This window comes from Synechococcus sp. RS9902, assembly GCF_014279635.1.
Taxonomy (GTDB): Bacteria; Cyanobacteriota; Cyanobacteriia; order PCC-6307; family Cyanobiaceae; genus Parasynechococcus.
This window is the reverse complement of record NZ_CP047949.1, coordinates 95756-115852: the sequence shown is the minus strand read 5'-3', so window position 1 is coordinate 115852 and position 20097 is coordinate 95756. Positions and strand designations below refer to the sequence as shown.

The window sequence follows — 20097 nt, the reverse complement described above, 5'->3', positions numbered from 1 at the left end:
GGACTTGAACTGGAGCTTAGCCTAGAATTAAAAAGTAAAATTGGAAACACCATAATATGATTTTTCATATTCATCGAATCGACAAAAATCCGGGAGACTTGTGGTCATCGCCAAGGCACTATTTTGATTTCGAGAATTACGCAACTATTGACATCTTGAACAAGAAAAAACTTGGCTCAATTCCTCCTGGATCGAAATGCGTCGTCGGAGGAGGAGGGCTAATTAAAAACACATTTTATGCATCGCTAGATATTTTGTTCGCAAAAGAATGCCATATAGCCTTTTGGGGCATAGGAGAAAGATTAAATCAAAACCTGAAAAATGGCTGGATAAGCCGCAAAGAAAAAACGAACATCAAGCCTAGTTTTTTTGATACGGCATTACACCTGCCGAGCATGCGCAGCCTAGAGCCAGGAATTGAATGGCTCCCTTGCGCTAGTTGCAATCATCCTATTTTCAATAATAACTTCAAAACCAAACCAAACGGAATCAAAATACTTCAGCACAAGAAAGTGCCAATCCCAAACCCAAATAACTTCCCTTTGATCTCCAACGACCCCCTGACGATTGAAGAATGCATAGACTTTATTTCCAGCACATCCATTCTAATAACTAACTCCTATCATGCAATGTATTGGGCATATTTACTTTCAGTCCCTACAATTTGCATCCCTTTCTCCTCAGGCCATTATTCTTTTTGCGATAAAATGGTATATTGCAAGCCGGGCTCTCTCCAAAAAAAAATAAAACTAATTTACGAAACAGACTCAGGCAGATCAAGCGATAGAGCCGATCAGTCCATTGAAAGAATTACAGCGCATCGACTAAAGTCGAATGCCTTTTACTCTAAAACCATGTCTTTCTTGATGAAATAACATATCCCCAATCCAACTCGGTCAATACATTCATTTCGACTCATTCCATAAAGAAAAACAATTCAAGCCTATTAATCACCTCAAAGAACCTCATGAAGAAATATAGCGAATAACTGTTTAGACAAAATAGAAGCTTCCTCAACACAGATTAAATTTAAACAAGCAAAAATAACTCATCGCACTTTGGGACAAAAGCTAAATTTGCAAATAAGCTTAAAGATTGCAACTAAAAGGCCCATGCCTTAATGGACGCCGGGCCAACAACTGACTTCAGTCAACACAATCAATCAGCTTTGTCGAGCTTGACCGCTGTGAGCTCGGCGGCTCCGGCTTTGGTTTCGAGCACCTTCTCAAGGCCCTCAAGGTCTGCATCAGTGATCTTGGTCTGCATCGGGCAGTGCTTCGGTCCGCACATGGAGCAGAACTCAGCCTGCTTGTAGATGTCAGCCGGCAGGGTTTCGTCGTGATACTCCTTGGCCCGCTCAGGATCCAAGGACAGTTCAAACTGCTTGTTCCAGTCGAAGTTGTAGCGGGCGCGGCTGAGCTCGTCGTCACGGTCACGGGCGCCGGGGCGATGGCGAGCGATGTCTGCAGCATGGGCAGCGATCTTGTAAGCGATCAGGCCTTCGCGCACATCCTCAGCGTTGGGCAGACCGAGGTGCTCTTTCGGCGTCACGTAACAGAGCATCGCCGTGCCATGCCAACCGGCCATCGCCGCACCGATCGCAGAGGTGATGTGGTCGTAACCGGGAGCAATGTCGGTGACCAAGGGGCCGAGCACATAGAAGGGTGCTTCGCTGCACTCCTCCATCTGCTTCTTCACGTTGAACTCGATCTGGTCAAGGGGGACGTGGCCGGGACCCTCCACCATCACCTGGACGTCGTGCTTCCAGGCGCGACGGGTCAGTTCACCGAGGGTGTGCAATTCAGCCAATTGAGCAGCATCCGATGCATCGTGCTGGCAACCGGGACGGAGCGAGTCGCCAAGGGAGAAGGTGCAGTCGTAGCGCTTGAAGATCTCGCAGATGTCGTCAAACCGCGTATAAAGCGGGTTCTGACGGTGGTGATACAGCATCCATTGAGCCAGGATGCCGCCGCCGCGGCTGACGATGCCGGTGATACGGCCTTTCACCTTGGGAAGGTGCTCAATCAGCAGGCCAGCGTGGATGGTCTGATAGTCGACACCCTGCTCACAGTGCTTTTCGATGATGTGGAGGAAGTCGTCCTCATCGAGCTTCTCGATCGATCCGTGGACGCTCTCAAGAGCCTGATAAACAGGCACGGTGCCGATCGGAACGGGGGATGCACCGATGATCGCGGTGCGCACCTCATCGAGGTTGACGCCGCCGGTGGAGAGATCCATCACGGTATCGGCGCCGTACTTCACCGCCAGCTTCAGCTTCTTCACCTCCTCAGCGGCATCAGACGCATTCGGAGAGACGCCGATGTTGGCGTTCACCTTGCACTTGCTGGCGATGCCGATCGCCATCGGCTCCAGATTGGTGTGGTTGATGTTGGCCGGGATGATCATCCGCCCTCGGGCCACCTCTTCCATCACCAGCGATTCGGGCAGGTTCTCCCGCTTCGCCACATGGGCCATTTCTTCGGTCACCACGCCCTGACGGGCGTAGTGCATCTGAGAGACGTTGGCCTGACCCTTGCGGGACTCAACCCAGGAAGCGCGCATGATCTGAGGTGCGACGGACAGCCCAGGGGTCGACTTTTGGCCGTGGATCACGCTCAAGCACTTCCCTGCGCCGGCATGACCCGGAATCAGGTTCGGAGGGTGTGATCTCAGTCTGGGTTCATGAGAAAACCCGGACACCCCTAGTGATGTTTGAACGCTAGCAAGCGTTGCTCAACAACTCGTTCAGCTGGCCTGCAAGCCATTGAGCACCGCAGCCACCACCCGGTGATCGCTGTCCTGCTGCAGAGATTGCAACAAGCCTCTGGCCTGCACCGCACTGGGATCGCCCCCCCCCTCCCGCACGATCCGACTGAGGATCTCAGCTCCACTCACCCGCACGATCGCATCAGCATCAGCGATTGCCATGGTGGCCAACTCCAGCAACCAACCCAGATCAATGGCGGGCTGTTCCGCCAGGGCAGAAAGGATGCTGCAGCGCACCAGCCAGGCGGCATCGGCCTCGAAGGCCGAACGCAGCAAGGGCCAGGCCCGATCCACCCCGTAGCTGGCCAGAGCATTGGCTGCCTCAGCCCGCACATTGGGGTCTTCATCGGCAGTGATCAACGCACTCAGGACGGTCCAGCCCTGTTCGGTGCGCTTGTAGCCCAATCCACTGCAGCTCAAGGAACGCACCAGGAAAGGCTTCTGCTCCGTGCCCAGCACCAGCAACGGCACCGCCTCAGCGTCCGAGCAATGGCGGAGCTGTGTGATCGCCGGCATCGCCTTCACCGGATCTCCACTGGCAATGGCCTGGCGCACCACCTCGAGATCAGGACGTTGCGGATCGGTCTCGCTCATGGGTTGCTGCCGGGGGTGCGCGCCCGTTGAAGATCGGCCAACAGCCTGGCGCGGCGACGCTGCCGACCGAGAGCGCTGCTGATGATGAGACCCGAACCCACCAAGATGGGGGGCAACACCTGCACCCGGTCCTTGCCCTGGCGCTGGTTTGTGGCCAGCACCGCGAGCAGGATCAGCAACGGAGCCCCGAGGGAAACCCAAATCACCGCACGACGTTGGTTCATGCCGAGGTGTTCTCCGTGATCCACGCCAGCACGGTGGCCGTGAGAACCGCAATGCCAACACCGAGGGCGTCTTCCTCCAGTGCGAACGCTCCGTTGTGCAGCGGCGCACACCCCTCGGGCCCGGCCACACCCAGCCGCACCATCATTCCCGGCACATCGCGAAGCAGCTCAGCAAAGTCTTCCGCCCCCAGGGAGGGCTGCTCCACCGGCAGCACCTTGTCGCGCCCCAGACACTCCACCGCACAGCGTTCGAGCAGGGTCGTGAGCTGCGGATCGTTGTGCACCGGTGGTGCAATGCAGCGGTAATTCACCACAGCCGTACCCCCTCCACTGGCACAGATTCCCTGCACCGTCTCATCAATCCAGGCCGGCAACTGAGCGTGCTGCTGCAGATCCAGACAGCGCACCGTGCCCAGCAAACGCACCTGATCGGCAATCACGTTGAAGGCGCGACCGCCTTCCACCTTGCCGAAACTAATCACCACCGGCTGTAAGGCGTCCAAGCGACGGGCGATGGTCTGCTGAAGCTCTGTGATCACCCGAGCCGCCAGCCAAACCGCATCCACCGACTGATGGGGACGGGCACCATGGCCACCTTCTCCCTGCACCAGGATCTCCAGCTCTCCGGCCGCCGCCGTGAGACAGCCCCGCCGGATCCCCACCGTGCCCACCGGCAGATTTGGCACCACATGCACGCCGTACAACGCATCGAGGCCTTCCACCGCCCCCGCATCTCTCATCCACACCGCCCCCTGGGCCAACTCTTCGGCGGGTTGAAACAGCAGCCGCACTCGAGCCCCTAAGTGGGGCTCCTGAGCCAGCAAGCGCGCGACACCAAGGCCCGTGCAGGTGTGAAGGTCGTGGCCACAGGCATGCATCAGACCCTGACGGGTGGAGGCATAGCTCAGCCCGGTGCGCTCCTCCACCGGAAGCGCATCCATGTCCACCCGCAGACCCACCGTGGGGCCGTGATCAGGCCCCAACTCGGCCACCACGCCCGTGCGGCCAACTCCCTCACGAACCCGCCAACCCAGCTGACGCAGTTCACCGGCGACCAGAGCAGCCGTCTGATGTTCCTCACCGCTGAGCTCAGGGTGGGCATGCAGATGCCGGCGCAGCTGCAGCAGCTCAGGCAGCTCCCGGCGGAGTCGATCGGACAGGGACGCCGCTTGGGTCATCTCAGGACGCCTCCAAGGCCAGGAACGCCATCAGATCCGCCGTCGGCTGCGGTGGCCAGCGGCGCACCTGCTCCAGCCAATCGGCCTGGCGATAACGCTGATCCAGGCCGGCCGCCGCGGCCCAGTGGCTTTCGGCTTCACCACTGGATCCTTCGCGCCAGAGCAGGCCGCTGAGGGCCGCCCGAGCGTCGGCGAACAAGGGATAGCGACGAATCAGTTTGCGCAATTCCGCCTCCGCCCAATCGAGATCTCCTGCTTGCCAGGCCGCCAGCGCCTCGCTGGAGCGGGCCATGGCGAAGCCAGGGCGGGCAAGAGCAGCCTGGCCATAAAGCTCTCGCGCCAAAGGCCAGTCCCCTTGCGAGCCACGCACATTGGCCAGGTTGTAGAGGGCTGAGGCATCCTGCGGATCGCGCTCCAGAATCCAGAGATAGTCGTTCGCTGCCGCGGACCAGTCCTGAAGCGCTTCCTCCGCCGTGCCCCGGTTCAGATGCGGGTCGCTTTCCTCAGGCGCCAGCACAATCGAGGCGCTCTGATCGTCGATGGCCCCGGAAGGATCACCCAGAGCGAGACGCACATTGCCGCGGTTGCTCAGCGCTGCTGCATCGTCTGGAGCCTGCTCCAGAAAGCGATCCCAAAGGGGCAACGCCTCCACAAAATCCCCCTGACGGCTTGCCGTCAGCGCCTGCTCATAAAGCCCCTGCAGATCGAGGGCCTGCACTGGCAGGGCCAGCACCAAACTCATCAACAGGACGAGAAACCGGTTCATGCCGCCTCGGCCAGATGACTGCGGGCCGCATCCGTGACCATTCGGCCGCGGGGGGTGCGCACCAACAACCCCTGTTGCAACAGAAATGGCTCCACCACGGTCTCCAGGGTGACGGGGTCGTCGCCGAGGGCCGCCGCCAGAGTCTCCAGGCCCACCGGGCCACCACCGTGGTGGTCGATCAGCAGCTGCAGCAAACGCCGATCGCTGGCATCGAGGCCCCGATGATCCACGCGGTGCAGGCTCAGGGCCTCTCCCACCAGGGCCTGATCAATGGCTCCACCACTACCGCCTCGCACGCTGGCCACATCCCGCACCCGGCGCAGCAGGCGGTTGGCAATCCTGGGCGTACCGCGGCAGGAGGCGGCAATGCTGCTGCGGGCCTGCGGTGTGAGGGTGACCCCGATCAGCCCGGCGGTGCGCTCCACGATCGCTTCCAAATCGTCCTGGCCGTAAAACTCCAACCGCTGGATCAGGCCGAAGCGATCCCGCAGCGGGGAGCTCAGCGATCCGGCACGGGTGGTGGCCCCCACAAGGGTGAAGGGAGGCAAGTCGAGGGATCGAGTCCGCGCCGTGCTGCCCTTGCCCACGGTGAGATCGAGGCGACGGTCTTCCATCGCCGGATAGAGCAGCTCCTCCGCCACCCGGCTCAGGCGATGAATCTCGTCAATGAACAGCAGATCATGGGGCTGCAGGTTGACCAACAGGCCAACGATGTCGCGGGGGCGTTCCAAGGCCGGTGCACTGGTGACCTTGCACTGCACCCCCATTTCTTCGGCCAGCACCATGGCCATGGTGGTTTTGCCCAAGCCCGGTGGGCCATAGAGCAGCACATGGTCGAGGGCATCGCCACGGCCAAGCGCCGCTTCCACCGCAATGCCCAGCACTTGCTTGAGCTCACTCTGACCGATGTAGTCGTTTAGGCGCTGGGGCCGAAGCTTGTCTTCCGGCCGGCTCACTACCTCTTCAGGTGCCGGCTGGGGGTCCACCAGCGCTTCGGGGCGGCGCGGTGGCTTGCGACCGGAGCTGGAGGAGACAATCGCCATGCGGGCAGGGTACCCAGACCTGGATAGGGTCGGAAGACGCAGCCGCAGCCATGGCCAAGGGAGGAGCGAAAAAAGCAGCCGCAGCCGCGGCAAGGGCCGCCGCCAATCGGATGCTGGCGGACAACCGGCAGGCACGGCACCAGTACGAGATCCTCGAAACCCTCGAAACCGGCATCGAGCTGGTGGGCACCGAGGTGAAGTCGATCCGCAACGGCAAGGCCAACCTGCGCGATGGCTTCTGTCTGATCCGCAATGGAGAGCTGCAGTTGCACAACGTGCACATCTCACCCCACACCCACGCCGGCAGTTACTTCAACCACGACCCACTGCGCACCCGCAAACTGCTGGCCCACCGCCGTGAGATCGACAAGCTGCGCGGTTTGGTGGATCAGAAAGGCCTGACGCTGATCCCCCTCAACATTCACCTCAAGGGGTCCTGGATCAAGCTCACCATCGGGCTGGGCAAAGGGCGCAAGTTGCACGACAAGCGCGCCGCCGAAAAGGAAAAGCAATCGAGGAAGGACGTGAAAGCAGCGATGGAGCGCTACTGATCCATTGGATCGGCCAGGCAGGACAGGGTGAACGCACTTGAGGAGACCCCCTCGTTGGTGACCAACACGTGAAGCGGCAAGCCCACATCCGCTGGAATCCGAACCACCCGCAGCGGTCCTCGCTGCTCCACCACCTGCCCTTTGGCACCGAACACCAGCATTTGCATCAACGGTGTGCCGTTGATGCCCAGGGCGAACACATGGTCTTCCGGCACCTCCACCAGCACCAAACGCGCGCCACCGGCAGGAATACGCAAGGACGTGTTTGTGGGTTCCAGGGGGCCCGCCTTGAGCCGCACGATCTCCACGTCATCGAGGTTCTGCATGGCCGCTGCAATCCAGAGCTGACGAAAAGGTTCGGCAGGTTGGCTGTCCTGCATGAACTCCGGCAGCAGCAACTGGGAGCTTGCACTCACCAGCTGTTCCACCACGTCCGGATGAATGCCCTGTTGCACCAGCGACTGACGCGGCTGCTCCCAGTCCCCTGCACCTAGACGCCCCAACCGGGCCCGGATCGCGGGTCGCAGCTGCTCGATCCGGGCCAGCCAATGCTTCGCCAGCTCGGTCCAGACCCTTCGCAGCTGCGCATCCTCAGATGATTTGGTGGGAGGGCTGTCGGCTCGCTCAGGGAAGCGGTTCAACAAACTGGCATCCACCAGCTTCAGGAACCAGCTGCGATCCACCTGAAGCGCCCGCAGCCGGCTGAACAGCTGCTGGCGTTGATCGAACTCCACCGGCGGCAGGCTGTCGGATGGGGCTGAAGTCGCCCCCTCCCTACCGGTGAGAGATGCCCTATCTGCGGTGGAACTGCGCGGGAGCAGAAACCAACCGATGGCGGAACCCACCAGAGCCGACAAAGCCAGCGCGATCACCACGGGCCAGAGGCGACCTTCCGCTCCCTGCTCGCGAGCTAGCGCACGACTGGTTCGCACCGACACGCCATCCGGTTCGGACGCGGGCAACGCCACCTCCTCCAGCGCCTTCAGCACCTCGGAGGCCTGGCTGAAACGCCGCTCCGGTTCTTCCGACAGCAGGCGCTCCAGCACCTGCCGGAATCCTGCGTCCAACTCGAGCTGTTTTGGCCAGCCGCCGTCATCACTTGCTGTCCCGCCGAGCAACACCAGAGCAGTGACCCCAAGATCATGCAGTTCACGCCAGGGACCATCCGTCGACGTCACGCCCTCCCGCTGGGCCACACCTGCCTCAAGCAGCACCGGTAGGCCATCGCTGCGGCGGCGCAGCAGATGGCGGGGATTCAGTTCACCGTGCACCAAGCCGCAGCCATGCAACAGCGCCAGCACCGGCAATATCTGGCGCATCAACTGCAGCACCTCGCCGGCAGCGAAGCGCCTCTGCTCCAGCAGAACGTCATAGGTGACGCCGTCCTGCCAGTCGCGAATAAGCCAGATAGAGCCATCCAACTCCAACAGCTCGCCGCAGCGGGGGACTTGGGGATGGAGCAGGGCTTGCAACTGCGGCCACAACACCTGCAAACGCTCCTGGGATTGCGGGGTCTCCAGTTGTCGAATGGCCACCGGAAGATCGCCGGCCATCACATCCACGGCGCGCCAGAGCGATCCCTTCAGCGGGTCGGGCCCGCTCAAGCGCTCCTCCAGGCGGTAACGCTGCACCAGCACCGTGCCGGAACCGCTCAAGGCATTCAGCCGCATCGATGAGCAGATGGTAACGATCGCTCTGCATCTGTTTTTGCCGGCAAACTGAGCTCACAGACTCATCCCACACACAGAGCCAAGGAACTCAGGCGGCATGAAATCAGACGAACGGCGTCAGGCGATCAAACGGCAGCGTGAGCAGCTGATCCAAGACCTCGAAGCGGTCTACATGGCCGCATTCGATCGCCTGGGAGACCTGGAAGGTGAAGTGGGAGAAGTGAAAGCAGCGCAACTCACCCAGATGATCCTCAACTCCAAAACGGCCGCGATCGAGCCCCTGGAGAAAGAGATCGAAAAACCGGTGATCACCACCCCAGGCGAGGCATGAGCAGCTGGCTGGAGCAGTTGGAGCGGGAGCTGGACGCCCGGCTCTCCGCCTTTCTGCGCAACAACCCCGTCCAGGAGCACCTGTTCAGTGAGCAGCACCAGAAGGATCGGGCGGCAGCCCTGCAACGGCAACGCCAGCAACTGCAGGGCGAAGCGAAGCAACAACGCCAGCAGCTGCTGAGGCTGGCCGGGGACGTACGGGCCTGGCGCAGCCGGGTAGAGCGGGCCAGGGCAGCCGGCGCAGCCGATCTGGCCGGGCGAGCCGAACAACACCTCAACAGCCTGATGAACCAGGGCCGTGCCCTCTGGGCCGACCTGGAGGATCTGGGACGCCGCTTCAACGAGGTTGAGCGACAGTTGCAGGAGCTTCAACAGCAAAAGGAAACGCCCGGCCCCTCAACACTGGAGAAGGACTGGGCGTTGTTTGAAGCGGAACAAGAGCTTGAACAGCTGCGCCGCGACGCTGGGCTGGGTTGAATCAGGCCTTGGGTGCTGGGGGCTCCAGGCTTACACCCTCGGGCGGAGGAGTGGGATCCGGATCGGAGATCAGCATGTGCTGTAGCACGATTTCCGGGCGCTCACTGTCACGCCAGCGGATGCGGTACGCAGGCATTTTGGTGCCACGGCTGGTGGTCTGCTCCACCGGCTCCATCACCCATCCCCGGCGGGAACGGCCCTGGGGATTCCGCTTGACCACGGCATCAGCGTGCTTGAAGCGAAACCCGACGCGTTCTCCACTCATGGGGATAGGACCATGCCACTCATCCCATTATTCCACTGAGGGTGATTCTCCCTGGCGAGACTCCGGCCGCAGCAGCGGGAAGGCGATCACGTCCCGAATCGAAGGGCTGTCGGTGAGCAGCATCACCAGCCGGTCGATGCCGATCCCCAGACCTCCGGTGGGGGGCATGCCCACCTCCAGGGCCGTGACGAAATCCTCGTCCAACCCCTGGGCCTCTAAATCACCTGCCGCCTTGCGCGCCTGCTGGGCCTCCAGGCGCTGGCGTTGATCCACGGGATCGGTGAGCTCACTGAAGGCATTGGCGTGCTCACGGCCAACGATGAACAACTCAAAGCGTTCCACCAAGCCGGGCTTGCTGCGATGGGGCCGGGCCAGGGGAGAAATCTCCACCGGGTAATCGGTGACGAAGGTGGGCTGAATCAGGGTTGTCTCCACCGCTTGCTCAAAGGCCTCATTGAGCAGACGGCCCACGGAGTCGGCCAGCTCAGGCGCATGCAGGCCCTTGGCGGCCATCTCCGCAGCCGCCTCCTCCCGACTGCCGAAGCTGTTGAAATCAAGCCCCGTGGCGTCCTGCACGAGCTCATGCATCGTGGCGCGCCGCCACGGCGGTGCCAGATCGATCTCGGTTCCCTGGTAGGTGATGGTGGTCGTGCCGCAGACCTCCTCACACACCGCGCTGACCATCTGCTCGGTGAGCTCCATCATCCCGAGGTAATCGCTGTAGGCCTGATAGATCTCCACCGAGGTGAACTCGGGGTTGTGGCGGGTGCTGACCCCCTCGTTACGAAAGATCCGGCCCAGCTCATACACGCGCTCAAAGCCGCCCACCACCAGGCGCTTCAGGTGCAGTTCTGTCGCAATCCGGAGGGTGAGTGGCAGGTCGAGAGCGTTGTGGTGGGTTTCGAACGGCCGCGCGTCAGCGCCACCGGGTTCGCTTTGCAGCACGGGGGTCTCGATCTCGAGAAAATCACGCTGATCGAGCCAGCGGCGAATGCCGCTCACCAGGCGGGCCCGACGCCGGAAGGTCTCACGGCTGTCGGGGGAGACCACCAGATCCAGATAGCGCTGGCGGTAGCGCTTCTCCACGTCGGCCAATCCATGCCACTTGTCGGGAAGGGGCTGCAGCGCCTTGGTGAGCATGCGCCAGTCGCTTACTTTCACCGACAGCTCGCCACGGTCAGTGCGACGCAGGGTGCCGCTAACCCCAAGCCAGTCACCACTGTCCACAAGCGAGGTGATCTGTTTGAACCAGCCCTCCTGCTGGGCCTCGAGGCCCGCCTTCTCCAGAAACAGCTGAATGGAGCCCGTCTCATCGGCCAGGGTGAAAAAGGCCAGCTTTCCCATCACCCGGCGGGTCATCACACGTCCCGCTACGGAAACGCTGACGTCCCGCTCTTCCCCCTTGGGCAGATCGGCATGGGTCTCCTGCAGCTCAGCCATGCGGTGGCTGGGACTGAAGGTGAGGGCATAGGGGCCCTGCCCCAGCTCTTCCAAGGTCTTGGCCTTGTCCAGACGGGTGTCGCGCAGCTCAGACACAGCAGCAGGTCAGTCGGGCGCCATCCTGCCCGCCCGCGGGTTGATCAACCGGAAGCAGAGGCCTCGCCCATGCGTTGGGAGGCGTAACCGATGCCGCGCACCGTCAGGATCAGCTCGGGATTACGGGGATCAGGCTCCAGTTTTCCGCGCAACCGCGCCACATAGACATCCACCACGCGCAGATCGGCGGCACGGCGAGGGGGATAACCCCAGAGTTGCTCCAGTATTTCGGCCCGGGGCACCACATGGCCGGGGTCGCGGAACAGCAGCTCGAGCAGGCTGAATTCCGTGTAGGTGAGGTTGATGCGCTCCGATCCACGGGTGACCTGGCGTCGATTGGTGTCCACCACCAGATCGCCGAGACGTAAAACACCCTGCCCCGTGGGTAGTTCGCGGCTTTCAACTACCGCATTGCCCCGACCCACCCGACGCAGAATCGTGGCGATGCGTGCCTCGAGTTCCTTGGGGCTGAAGGGCTTGGGAAGGTAGTCGTCAGCGCCCAGATCCAGGCCAGCCACCCGTTCCGAGATCGCTTCAACCGCGGAGAGGAAAATGATCGGCACGCAGGATTCAGCCCGCAGGCGGCGGCAGACGGCAAAGCCATCCAGCTTGGGCAGCATCACGTCGAGCACCACCAGGTCGGGGGACTCGTTGTGGAACATTTCCAGGGCCTGTTCACCGTCCTCAGCACAGATGACGCGGTAGCCCGCCAGCTGCAGGCGCATCACCAAGACGCGCCGGACTGCAGCCTCGTCATCAACGACAAGAATGGTCGCTTTCGGTTGTGAGGGCACGTCGCCCATCATCCGAATCAAACCCTTAACGAGCAGCAACCTTACTGGTCAGGGCCTGGACACCGACGCAAACACCCTGGCGCGCAGCCTGTTTACCGATTGTTTTAAGAATTGCCGGCGACCTCAGGCCAGCGGGAACGGGCATAACGGTTCCATTCCGATGCCGCAGCTGTTAACGCCTGCTCAGGACTGATCTGGGCCAACATCGCCCTCTGCATCTGGGTGTAGAGGATCTTCTGCAGGCGCTTGATCCCCGGCAGCGCCGGCACCAAAACCCGGGCCCGGTCCAACGTGCTGGCCGACAACAAACGGGCCTGGCGAATCTGGCGCTCCGCGGTGGTCGAGGGCTCCTCCTGCTCCAACGCCTCACGCACCCGAGCCAAGGCCTCCAACGACGACGGCAGCACCCGAGCCTCAGCAGCGAAGCGCGCCTGTTGATCGGCATTGGTCAGAAACAGCGCCAGATCCACGGCCTCTCGGGCGCGACGGCTCTGACGCGGCACCGCCAACGTCATCAAGGCCACATTGGCTGTGCCATCTGCACCGGTCACCGGGGGATGGGGCTCCGTCACCGCGGCCACCCCTGGCGCATTGGTCTGAATGCTGCGCAGGAATTCTGCCCCCGTGGCAGCCAGGGCCAGATCACCACTCTGGAACAACTCGATCGCCCGGCGTTGCCCCTGACTCACCACCTCCCGGGGCAACAGCCCCTCCCTGTAGAGATCACTCCAGAAACGAAAGGCCCGGCGCCCCGCAGGGCTGTCGAAGGCGGCCCTGCGTTGGGGATCCAGCAGGGTCACTCCCATCTGCACCAGGGTTTCCAGGAGTTCGGCAGAGTCATCCGGAACGGTGGTGAGGAACAGGCCGTAACGGCCCGTGCGCTCGCGGATCCGACGGGCGAAGGCCGGCACCTGATCCCAGCAGCTGGGCGGAGCAGCAATGCCGGCTTGATCCAACAGCGACCGGTTCACCAGACTCAGCCGCACCGTGAGGTACCAGGGCACAGCGATCTGCCCGACATCGGGGTCACGGCAGGCCTGCCACACCGAGGGCAGATAGCGACCAGCGGCATCAGCCGGCAGCAACGGGATCAAGTCGGCCAGTCCCCCCTTGCTGGCCAGATTGGCTGCGAAGGGCGGATTGAGGTTCACCACATCCGGGGCCGTGCGCGCAAACACCGCCGCCAGCAACTTGCGTTCCACGGACCCCCAGGGCAGATCCGTCCAACGCACGGGCGCATCGGGATGGAGGCCGCCCCAGCCCCCCAGAACATCGGCGAAATAGGGGTTGAACTTGGGAGCCAATTGCAGGGTCCACAACTCCAGGGTCCTGACCTGTGGGGTCTTCGGGCCGCAGGCCGCCAACCCCATGGCCGCTGTCCCCAGCAGCAGATCCCGACGCGTCAGCCTCATGAGGGAACCCTCCTGCGCCAGAGCAGCAACTGCAACGACACCAACACCGGCGCCAGCAATCCCGTCACCAGGGCCTGGCACCAGAGGGTCTGCAGGCCCCAGCTCTGGGTGAGGGGATCCAACACTCCGCCTTGACGCCACCAGAGCTGAAGGATCAACGACAAACCAAGACCCACGGACCCGAGCCAGGCCAACAAGCCCAGATTCAGGCTGCGTTGGATCGGGGCTGCACGCCGCCCCAGCCGTCCCCACCACCAGCCCAGCAGCAGCAGCGCCGGCACCTGGCTGACACCGCCCAGATTGAGACCATCCAGCACCAACCCCAACGCCACACCCGACAACGCCCCCGACACCGGACCATCCACGAGAGCCCAGGGCAACAGCCAGAGCACAGCCCAGGCGGGACCAACCCCATCGATGGCCAACCAAGGCGGCGACGCCAAGGCCAGAAACGGCACCACCAAAGCTGAGGTCACACAGATCGGTTGTCGGTGCAGACGCGTCATGTCAGTGGTTCATCTCAACGGGTCTGCACCTGCACCCAGTCGATCGCCTCCGGTGCTGCGATCAACTGCACCACCGCTACCGGTGCAGGAACAGCCTGTTCATCCACCGACTGGATCACCCCCACCGGCACATTGGGGGGCAACAGGGTGCTGGCCGGGGATGTGGCGACAAGATCCCCCGGACGCACGTCGGGGTCTTTGTCGATGAAACGGAGCGACAGACGGCTGCTGCCGCGGCCCACCAGCAAGCCATGACGGCGGCTGCGGGGCAGCCAAACACCGATCTCATGGCCCTGGGCGGTGAGCAACTTCACCCGCGCCGTGGCGGGGGTCACACTGTCGATGCGACCCACCAGACCGCCAGGACCCAGAACAGCGTCACCCTTTCCGATGCCCTCCAGGGAGCCTTTACCCAGTTGCAATTGCTGCCACCATCCCCGCGGCGAGCGGGAGATCACAGCAGCGGAAACGTTTCCTTGCGCTGATCCTTGTTGCTTTAGCTCCAGCAGAGCGCGCAAGCGCCGGTTGTCCTCTTCCAGCAGCTGAAGGCGAGACCGCGCCTCCAAATCCGCTGCAGCCATGACCCATTCCCGCTGGGCAGAACCAGGCCAAAAAGGACGGCTGAGCAGGGCATAGGCATCGGTGAAGCCAGCACCCTTGCTCAGACGCACCATCAGAAGCCCAGCCACAAGCAGCAACCAGGGGGTGAGTTGCCACAATCCGCGCCAGCGGCTCTTGCCGGGACGGAGCGTCGGCGCCATCGCTTCAGACGCCTGCCGCGGTTCGGACGAATTCCGGGGTATCCACTACCCGCTGCAGGCGTTTCCAGTCCTCCAGCACCTGACCACACCCGTTCACCACACAGAGCAGAGGGTCTTCGGCGATGTGCACAAAGATGCCGGTCTCATGGCTGATCAGGTCGCTGATGCCCCGCACCAATGCACCACCGCCAGCCAGCATGATGCCGCGATCCACGATGTCGGCCGCCAGCTCAGGGGGTGTGCGCTCCAGGGTGCGCTTCACCGCTTCAACAATCACATTGAGCGGTTCGGCGATGGCTTCCCGCAGATCACCGGCTTTGAGATTGATGGTGCGCGGCAAACCAGAAAGAAGGTGCAGACCCCGCACATCCATGGACTGCTGATCGAACTCGTCGTCGGGGAAGGCGGAGCCGATGCGGATCTTGATTTCCTCGGCCGTGCGCTCACCCACCACCATGTTGTGCACCTTTTTGAGGTAGACGCTGATGGAATCGCTGATCTCATCACCGGCAACGCGAACGGATTCACTTAGTACTGTTCCGCCCAGGCTCAACACCGCCACCTCAGTGGTGCCGCCGCCGATATCAACAATCATCGTTCCAACGGGCTCGGTGACCGGAAGGCCAGCGCCGATGGCAGCTGCCACCGGCTCATCAATCAGATGAACTTCACGGGCCCCAGCCATGCCCGCTTCACGGACTGCGCGACGCTCCACACCGGTCACACCACTGGGAATCCCCACCACGAGCCTAGGGGCCATGATGCCGCGGCCCTCACTACCTTTGGTGATGAAGGTTTTGAGCATCTGCTCAGCGGCATCGAAATCGGCAATCACCCCATCGCGCAACGGGCGGACGGCCCGGATGTTTCCAGGGGTGCGGCCAAGCATCAACTTGGCTTCATCACCCACAGCCAGGGTGGTACCACGCTCGAGATCAAGAGCCACCACTGAGGGCTCCTGCAACACGATGCCCCGACCGGAAACGTAGATCAGGGTATTGGCGGTGCCCAGGTCGATGCCGATGTCGCGCGACAGCTGGAAACGACGAAAGAACACAGACACCGCAGCTATGACCGCCGGATCATAGGGGCGTTCTCAGACCTTGCCTGTTACGCCCAGCGGCTTGGGTGGAACTCCTTAAAAGCAGTTACCCAATCGGTGCCGCATCATGAATTCAAATTCAGGAGATGAATCGTCTATGGGCGTTAATTCCGTCACCCTCGTCGGCCGTGCCGGCCGCGATCCCGAAGTGCGCTACTTCGAGTCCGGCAGCATGGTGGCCAACCTCACCATGGCGGTGAACCGTCGCAGCCGCGACGATGAACCCGACTGGTTCAACCTCGAGATCTGGGGCAAGCAGGCACAGGTTGCTGCGGATTACGTGAAGAAGGGCTCCTTGCTCGGGATCATCGGCAGCTTCAAGCTGGACCGCTGGACCGACCGTGCCAGCGGGGAAGAGCGCAGCAAGCCTGTGGTCCGTGTGGATCGGCTCGAACTGCTCGGATCCAAACGGGACAACCAGGAGGCCGCCGGCAGCTTTGGCGGCCAGGCCTCCGATGAGGACATCCCCTTCTGAGCCTCCATCCCAGCCACCCCCCCAGCGCCGGTGCTCAGTCGGACGACTGACGCCGGCGCCAGATGCGCAGACCCAACCAGATCGCGCCCGCCAGCACCGCCACGACCAGCAACACCTTTACAGCCTTGGAAACAGGGTCAATCCAGAGCTCAACGTTGCTGTAGCCCTCTCCAAGCACCATGCCGGCCACGGTGAGCAGGGCCGTCCAGATCAGGCTGCCGGCGGTGGTCCAGACCAGAAACGGCGCCATCGGCATCATTTCAATGCCCGCTGGGACCGAGATCAGCGTGCGAATGCCAGGCACCAAGCGCCCCCAGAACACCAGGGCTGTGCCGTAGCGGCTGAACCAGCGGCGGCTGCGGGCCAACTCATCGGCACTGATGCCGATCCAACGACCGTGGCGTTGCAACCAGGCTTCGATGCGTTCCTCGTTGATCAAGCGACCGACCCCGTACCAGGGCAGGGCACCGAGCACCGTGCCCAGCAAACCCGCCAGCACAACGGGGACCAGATCCAGCTGACCCTGCTGCACATAGAACCCCCCGAGGGGCATGATCAGCTCGGACGGAATCGGCGGGAAGAGATTCTCAAGAAACATCGCCGCGAAGATCGCGATGTAACCCAGCCACTGATTCGCCTCCACCGCCTGGCCGATCAACTCCGGCAGTTGTGTGATCAGATCAGAAAGCCCCATGGAGACTGCGCTTGAACGCGCAAGTCTTCCATGGGGCCGTAAGGATCAGGTTCCGATCCACTGGATCGTGATCAGTAGCGGTAGTGGTCCGGCTTGTAGGGACCTTCCACAGGCACATTGATGTAGTCGGCCTGGTCCTTGCTGAGCTCGGTGAGCTTGGCGCCAATGCGACCGAGATGTAGACGAGCCACCATCTCATCGAGATGCTTGGGCAGCACATACACCTCCTTGGCGTACTCATCACCCTTGGTGAACAGCTCGATCTGAGCCAACACCTGGTTGGTGAAGGAGTTGCTCATCACAAAGCTGGGGTGGCCAGTGGCGCAGCCCAGGTTCACCAGGCGGCCTTCCGCCAGCAGGATGATTTTGTTGCCGCTGGGCAGGGTGATGTGGTCCACCTGCGGCTTGATGTTCTCCCACTCGTACTCCTTGAGAGAGGCGACATCGATCTCGTTATCGAAGTGGCCGATGTTGCAGACGATGGCTTCGTCCTTCATCTTCACCAGGTGCTCATTGCGGATCACCTGGTAGTTGCCGGTGGCCGTGACGAAGATGTCCATCTCCTCGACCACGTCTTCGAGACGGACGACGCGGTAGCCCTCCATGGCCGCCTGCAGCGCGCAAATCGGGTCCACTTCCGCAATGCAGACGGTGGCACCGAGGCCGCGCAGGGACTGGGCCGAACCCTTGCCCACATCGCCGTAGCCGATGACCAGGGCCTGCTTGCCCGCCACCATCACATCGGTGGCTCGCTTGATGCTGTCCACCAGCGACTCACGGCAGCCGTAGAGGTTGTCGAACTTGCTCTTCGTGACCGAGTCGTTGACGTTGATGGCGGGGAAAGGCAACTCACCGCTCTTCTGCATCTTGTAGAGACGTGCCACACCCGTGGTGGTCTCCTCGGTCACACCCTGGATCTGCGCCTTGGTGCGGCTGTAGAAGCTGGGATCCTGAGCCAGCTTCTTCTTGATCGAGGCGAACAGGAAGGTCTCCTCCTCGTTGCCGGGGTTGTCGAGAACCGTGATGTCCTGCTCGGCCTTGCTGCCCAGCATCACCAGACCGGTGGCATCGCCACCGTCATCCAGGATCATGTTGGGGGAACCGCCGTCACCCCACTCAAGAATGCGGTGGGTGTATTCCCAGTACTCCTCGAGGGTTTCACCTTTGACGGCGAACACGGGGATGCTCTGAGCGGCGATCGCCGCAGCAGCGTGATCCTGGGTCGAAAAAATGTTGCAGGAGGCCCAGCGCACTTCGGCCCCGAGTTCCACCAAGGTCTCGATCAGAACAGCGGTCTGAATCGTCATGTGCAGGGAGCCAGCGATACGGGCTCCTTTCAACGGCTTCTCACTGCCGTACTTCTCGCGCAACGCCATCAGACCGGGCATCTCGGTCTCGGCGATGTCGAGTTCCTTGCGGCCGAAGTCGGCCTGATTGATGTCGGCGATGACGCAATCAACGCCGAGCTTCAGCTCAGCCGGGGACGTGGGCGCTGCCACCATGGATCTAATGCTCCCTAAAGCAATCTTGGAGTTGAATCTCTGCAGAGACGCCGAGGCTTCGGGCTCGCCAGAACCTAACTCTACAGGGCATGTCTGGTCCCTTGAGACCCTTGAGACGACCCGGGGCCTAGGCCGATTGCTGGCGCGCGAGCTTCCGACGGGAGCAATCCTGCTGTTGAGCGGCCCCCTTGGGGCCGGCAAAACATCGCTGGTGCAGGGCCTGGCCGAAGGCCTCGGGATCAGCGAAGCGATCACCAGCCCCACCTTCGCGTTGGCGCAGCACTACCCCCAGGGGGAGCCACAACTGGTGCACCTTGATCTCTACCGCTTGGAGCAACCGGCCTCTGCCGACGAACTGTTTCTTCAGGAGGAGGAGGAAGCCCGCGCCACCGGAGCGTTGATGGCCGTGGAGTGGCCGGAACGGCTGGGGCTCGATCTGGCCGAGGCCTGGCACCTGGAGCTGCGCCATCAAGACGAAGGGCGACTGGCTCAGCTCACCCCACCAAGGAACTGCTCCACCTGAGCTTCGCTGGGCTGCGGATCAATCCCACCGGCCCCGCCGCAGACCAGGGCCCCGCAGGCGGCCGCAAATCGAACCCGTTCGCCAGGCGGCGCCGACCAGCGGTGCAGCAAACCGGCGGTAAAGGCATCGCCAGCACCGGTGGTGTCCAAAATAGTGGGAGGCTGAAGGGCGATCTGCTGGCCCGATTCCTCAGCCAACTGCCAGCGCACTGGGGCCGCGCCATCGGTCACCACCACGTCCGGCCGCTGGAGCAAGACCTGCTGGATCGCGCCAGGATCATCGGTATTGAAGAACCAAAGGGCTTCTTCCCGCGCCAGCTTGATCAGAGCCGCCTGATCCAGAAGCGGTTGGATCGCAGCCTTCGCCGCAGCCGACGGTCCCGCCGCGGGATCAGCCACGGGATCCCAGAACGTGGGACGCCAATTCACGTCGAGGGCAACCGCCGTTCCTTGGCTCCGGGCCTGGCGCACAGCCGACAACAAAGCTTCAGCCGACGTTGGGGCTGCCAACGGAAGGGTGCCAATCAGCAACCATCGGGCCTGAGGCAACGCAGCCAGCTCTAGAGCCTGATCCGCGAAGCCAGCCCCTTCATCCCCAGCAAAACCCTGAAACTGCCGTTCACCCTCCAGCGAACGACGGACCAGCACGATGCGACTGGGACGCACGGCATCCCGCTGCAACAACGCAGTCTCAACCCCACGCTCAACAAACAATTTTGAAAACGCCTCACCAATGGCGTCCTGGCCAAGTCGTCCGGCAAAAGCAACGGGGGTGCCCAAGCGGGCCAAGCCACAGGCCACATTCGCGGGCGCACCGCCCAGACGATCGTCCACCGGCTGATCGACCGCCGGGTCACCTCCAGGCGGGCCGAGCCGATCAATCAGGGCTTCACCAAGACAGACGACAACGGAACCAAGCGTCATCCGAT

Annotated in this window: 23 protein-coding genes and 1 riboswitch; of the genes, 6 read left to right on the top strand and 17 right to left on the bottom strand. The window is 62.1% G+C overall.

The window, feature by feature from the left end; all coding sequences use genetic code 11:
- Positions 1–155 precede the first annotated feature (155 nt).
- Entirely contained in the window at positions 156–875 is a 720-nt protein-coding gene (locus tag SynRS9902_RS00605) for a hypothetical protein (RefSeq protein WP_186509590.1), read from the top strand.
- Positions 876–1158: 283 nt separating this feature from the next.
- On the opposite strand, the gene thiC is transcribed toward SynRS9902_RS00605, so the two are convergent.
- The 6 genes from thiC to ruvB all read right to left on the bottom strand — a co-directional run bounded on the left by thiC (position 1159) and on the right by ruvB (position 6571).
- On the bottom strand, positions 1159–2562 hold the full coding sequence (gene thiC / locus SynRS9902_RS00600; RefSeq protein ID WP_186509589.1) for a phosphomethylpyrimidine synthase ThiC: 1404 nt from the start codon (positions 2560–2562) through the stop codon (positions 1159–1161).
- A gap of 45 nt (positions 2563–2607) precedes the next feature.
- A riboswitch (TPP riboswitch) is annotated at positions 2608–2714 on the bottom strand.
- 31 nt (positions 2715–2745) lie between these two features.
- The gene (locus SynRS9902_RS00595; protein ID WP_186509588.1) at positions 2746–3360 is read right to left on the bottom strand and encodes a HEAT repeat domain-containing protein; all 615 of its coding nucleotides are present in this window, start codon (positions 3358–3360) and stop codon (positions 2746–2748) included.
- Positions 3357–3584 (bottom strand): DUF3188 domain-containing protein, encoded by a 228-nt coding sequence (locus SynRS9902_RS00590; RefSeq protein WP_186509587.1) that lies wholly within the window; start codon positions 3582–3584, stop codon positions 3357–3359. The genes SynRS9902_RS00595 and SynRS9902_RS00590 overlap by 4 nt, the downstream gene beginning before the upstream one ends.
- Positions 3581–4762, bottom strand: a complete 1182-nt coding sequence (locus SynRS9902_RS00585) for an amidohydrolase (protein WP_186509586.1) — start codon at positions 4760–4762, stop codon at positions 3581–3583. The genes SynRS9902_RS00590 and SynRS9902_RS00585 overlap by 4 nt, the downstream gene beginning before the upstream one ends.
- A 1-nt stretch (position 4763) precedes the next feature.
- Positions 4764–5528 (bottom strand): tetratricopeptide repeat protein, encoded by a 765-nt coding sequence (locus SynRS9902_RS00580; protein WP_186509585.1) that lies wholly within the window; start codon positions 5526–5528, stop codon positions 4764–4766.
- Positions 5525–6571 carry a Holliday junction branch migration DNA helicase RuvB gene (ruvB, locus tag SynRS9902_RS00575; RefSeq protein ID WP_186509584.1) on the bottom strand — a complete coding sequence of 349 codons (1047 nt, stop codon included), beginning with the start codon at positions 6569–6571 and terminating at the stop codon, positions 5525–5527. The genes SynRS9902_RS00580 and ruvB overlap by 4 nt, the downstream gene beginning before the upstream one ends.
- Positions 6572–6621: 50 nt before the next feature.
- On the opposite strand from ruvB, the gene smpB reads away from it, so the two are divergent.
- Positions 6622–7122 (top strand): SsrA-binding protein SmpB, encoded by a 501-nt coding sequence (gene smpB, locus SynRS9902_RS00570; protein WP_186509583.1) that lies wholly within the window; start codon positions 6622–6624, stop codon positions 7120–7122.
- On the opposite strand, the gene SynRS9902_RS00565 is transcribed toward smpB, so the two are convergent.
- Positions 7116–8777, bottom strand: coding sequence for a serine/threonine protein kinase (locus SynRS9902_RS00565; protein WP_255446158.1), 1662 nt, complete (start codon positions 8775–8777; stop codon positions 7116–7118). The genes smpB and SynRS9902_RS00565 overlap by 7 nt on opposite strands.
- A gap of 112 nt (positions 8778–8889) precedes the next feature.
- Here SynRS9902_RS00565 and SynRS9902_RS00560 point away from each other — a divergent pair, with 112 nt between their 5' ends.
- Positions 8890–9123: a hercynine metabolism small protein gene (locus tag SynRS9902_RS00560; RefSeq protein ID WP_114988048.1), complete on the top strand. Its 234-nt coding sequence runs from the start codon at positions 8890–8892 to the stop codon at positions 9121–9123.
- Positions 9120–9599: a hercynine metabolism protein gene (locus SynRS9902_RS00555; protein WP_186509581.1), complete on the top strand. Its 480-nt coding sequence runs from the start codon at positions 9120–9122 to the stop codon at positions 9597–9599. Before SynRS9902_RS00560 ends, SynRS9902_RS00555 begins: the two co-directional genes overlap by 4 nt.
- 1 nt (position 9600) lies before the next feature.
- Here SynRS9902_RS00555 and SynRS9902_RS00550 read toward each other — a convergent pair whose 3' ends face one another.
- The 7 genes from SynRS9902_RS00550 to SynRS9902_RS00520 form a co-directional block, all read right to left on the bottom strand.
- Entirely contained in the window at positions 9601–9864 is a 264-nt protein-coding gene (locus tag SynRS9902_RS00550) for a hypothetical protein (protein ID WP_186509580.1), read from the bottom strand.
- A gap of 27 nt (positions 9865–9891) precedes the next feature.
- Entirely contained in the window at positions 9892–11400 is a 1509-nt protein-coding gene (gene lysS / locus SynRS9902_RS00545) for a lysine--tRNA ligase (RefSeq protein ID WP_186509579.1), read from the bottom strand.
- 44 nt (positions 11401–11444) lie between these two features.
- Positions 11445–12206, bottom strand: coding sequence for a response regulator transcription factor RpaB (gene rpaB, locus SynRS9902_RS00540; protein ID WP_186510467.1), 762 nt, complete (start codon positions 12204–12206; stop codon positions 11445–11447).
- A 92-nt stretch (positions 12207–12298) separates the two neighbouring features.
- On the bottom strand, positions 12299–13606 hold the full coding sequence (locus SynRS9902_RS00535; RefSeq protein WP_186509578.1) for an ABC transporter substrate-binding protein: 1308 nt from the start codon (positions 13604–13606) through the stop codon (positions 12299–12301).
- A complete protein-coding gene (locus tag SynRS9902_RS00530; protein ID WP_186509577.1) occupies positions 13603–14112 on the bottom strand; it encodes a rod shape-determining protein MreD in 510 nt (169 codons plus the stop codon). The genes SynRS9902_RS00535 and SynRS9902_RS00530 overlap by 4 nt, the downstream gene beginning before the upstream one ends.
- A 14-nt stretch (positions 14113–14126) precedes the next feature.
- Positions 14127–14873 carry a rod shape-determining protein MreC gene (gene mreC, locus SynRS9902_RS00525; protein ID WP_186509576.1) on the bottom strand — a complete coding sequence of 249 codons (747 nt, stop codon included), beginning with the start codon at positions 14871–14873 and terminating at the stop codon, positions 14127–14129.
- A gap of 4 nt (positions 14874–14877) precedes the next feature.
- Positions 14878–15930, bottom strand: a complete 1053-nt coding sequence (locus SynRS9902_RS00520; RefSeq protein WP_186510466.1) for a rod shape-determining protein — start codon at positions 15928–15930, stop codon at positions 14878–14880.
- A gap of 142 nt (positions 15931–16072) precedes the next feature.
- Between SynRS9902_RS00520 and SynRS9902_RS00515 the strand changes: the two genes are divergently transcribed.
- On the top strand, positions 16073–16450 hold the full coding sequence (locus SynRS9902_RS00515) for a single-stranded DNA-binding protein (protein WP_114988041.1): 378 nt from the start codon (positions 16073–16075) through the stop codon (positions 16448–16450).
- A 34-nt stretch (positions 16451–16484) separates the two neighbouring features.
- Here the strand turns inward: SynRS9902_RS00515 and SynRS9902_RS00510 are convergent, their stop codons facing one another.
- Positions 16485–17144: a DedA family protein gene (locus tag SynRS9902_RS00510; RefSeq protein WP_186509575.1), complete on the bottom strand. Its 660-nt coding sequence runs from the start codon at positions 17142–17144 to the stop codon at positions 16485–16487.
- A gap of 71 nt (positions 17145–17215) precedes the next feature.
- The gene (ahcY, locus tag SynRS9902_RS00505; RefSeq protein ID WP_186509574.1) at positions 17216–18646 is read right to left on the bottom strand and encodes an adenosylhomocysteinase; all 1431 of its coding nucleotides are present in this window, start codon (positions 18644–18646) and stop codon (positions 17216–17218) included.
- 7 nt (positions 18647–18653) lie between these two features.
- On the opposite strand from ahcY, the gene tsaE reads away from it, so the two are divergent.
- On the top strand, positions 18654–19169 hold the full coding sequence (gene tsaE / locus SynRS9902_RS00500) for a tRNA (adenosine(37)-N6)-threonylcarbamoyltransferase complex ATPase subunit type 1 TsaE (protein ID WP_186510465.1): 516 nt from the start codon (positions 18654–18656) through the stop codon (positions 19167–19169).
- On the opposite strand, the gene SynRS9902_RS00495 is transcribed toward tsaE, so the two are convergent.
- Positions 19136–20092: a carbohydrate kinase gene (locus SynRS9902_RS00495; protein ID WP_186509573.1), complete on the bottom strand. Its 957-nt coding sequence runs from the start codon at positions 20090–20092 to the stop codon at positions 19136–19138. The genes tsaE and SynRS9902_RS00495 overlap by 34 nt on opposite strands.
- Between the last annotated feature and the right edge of the window lie 5 nt (positions 20093–20097).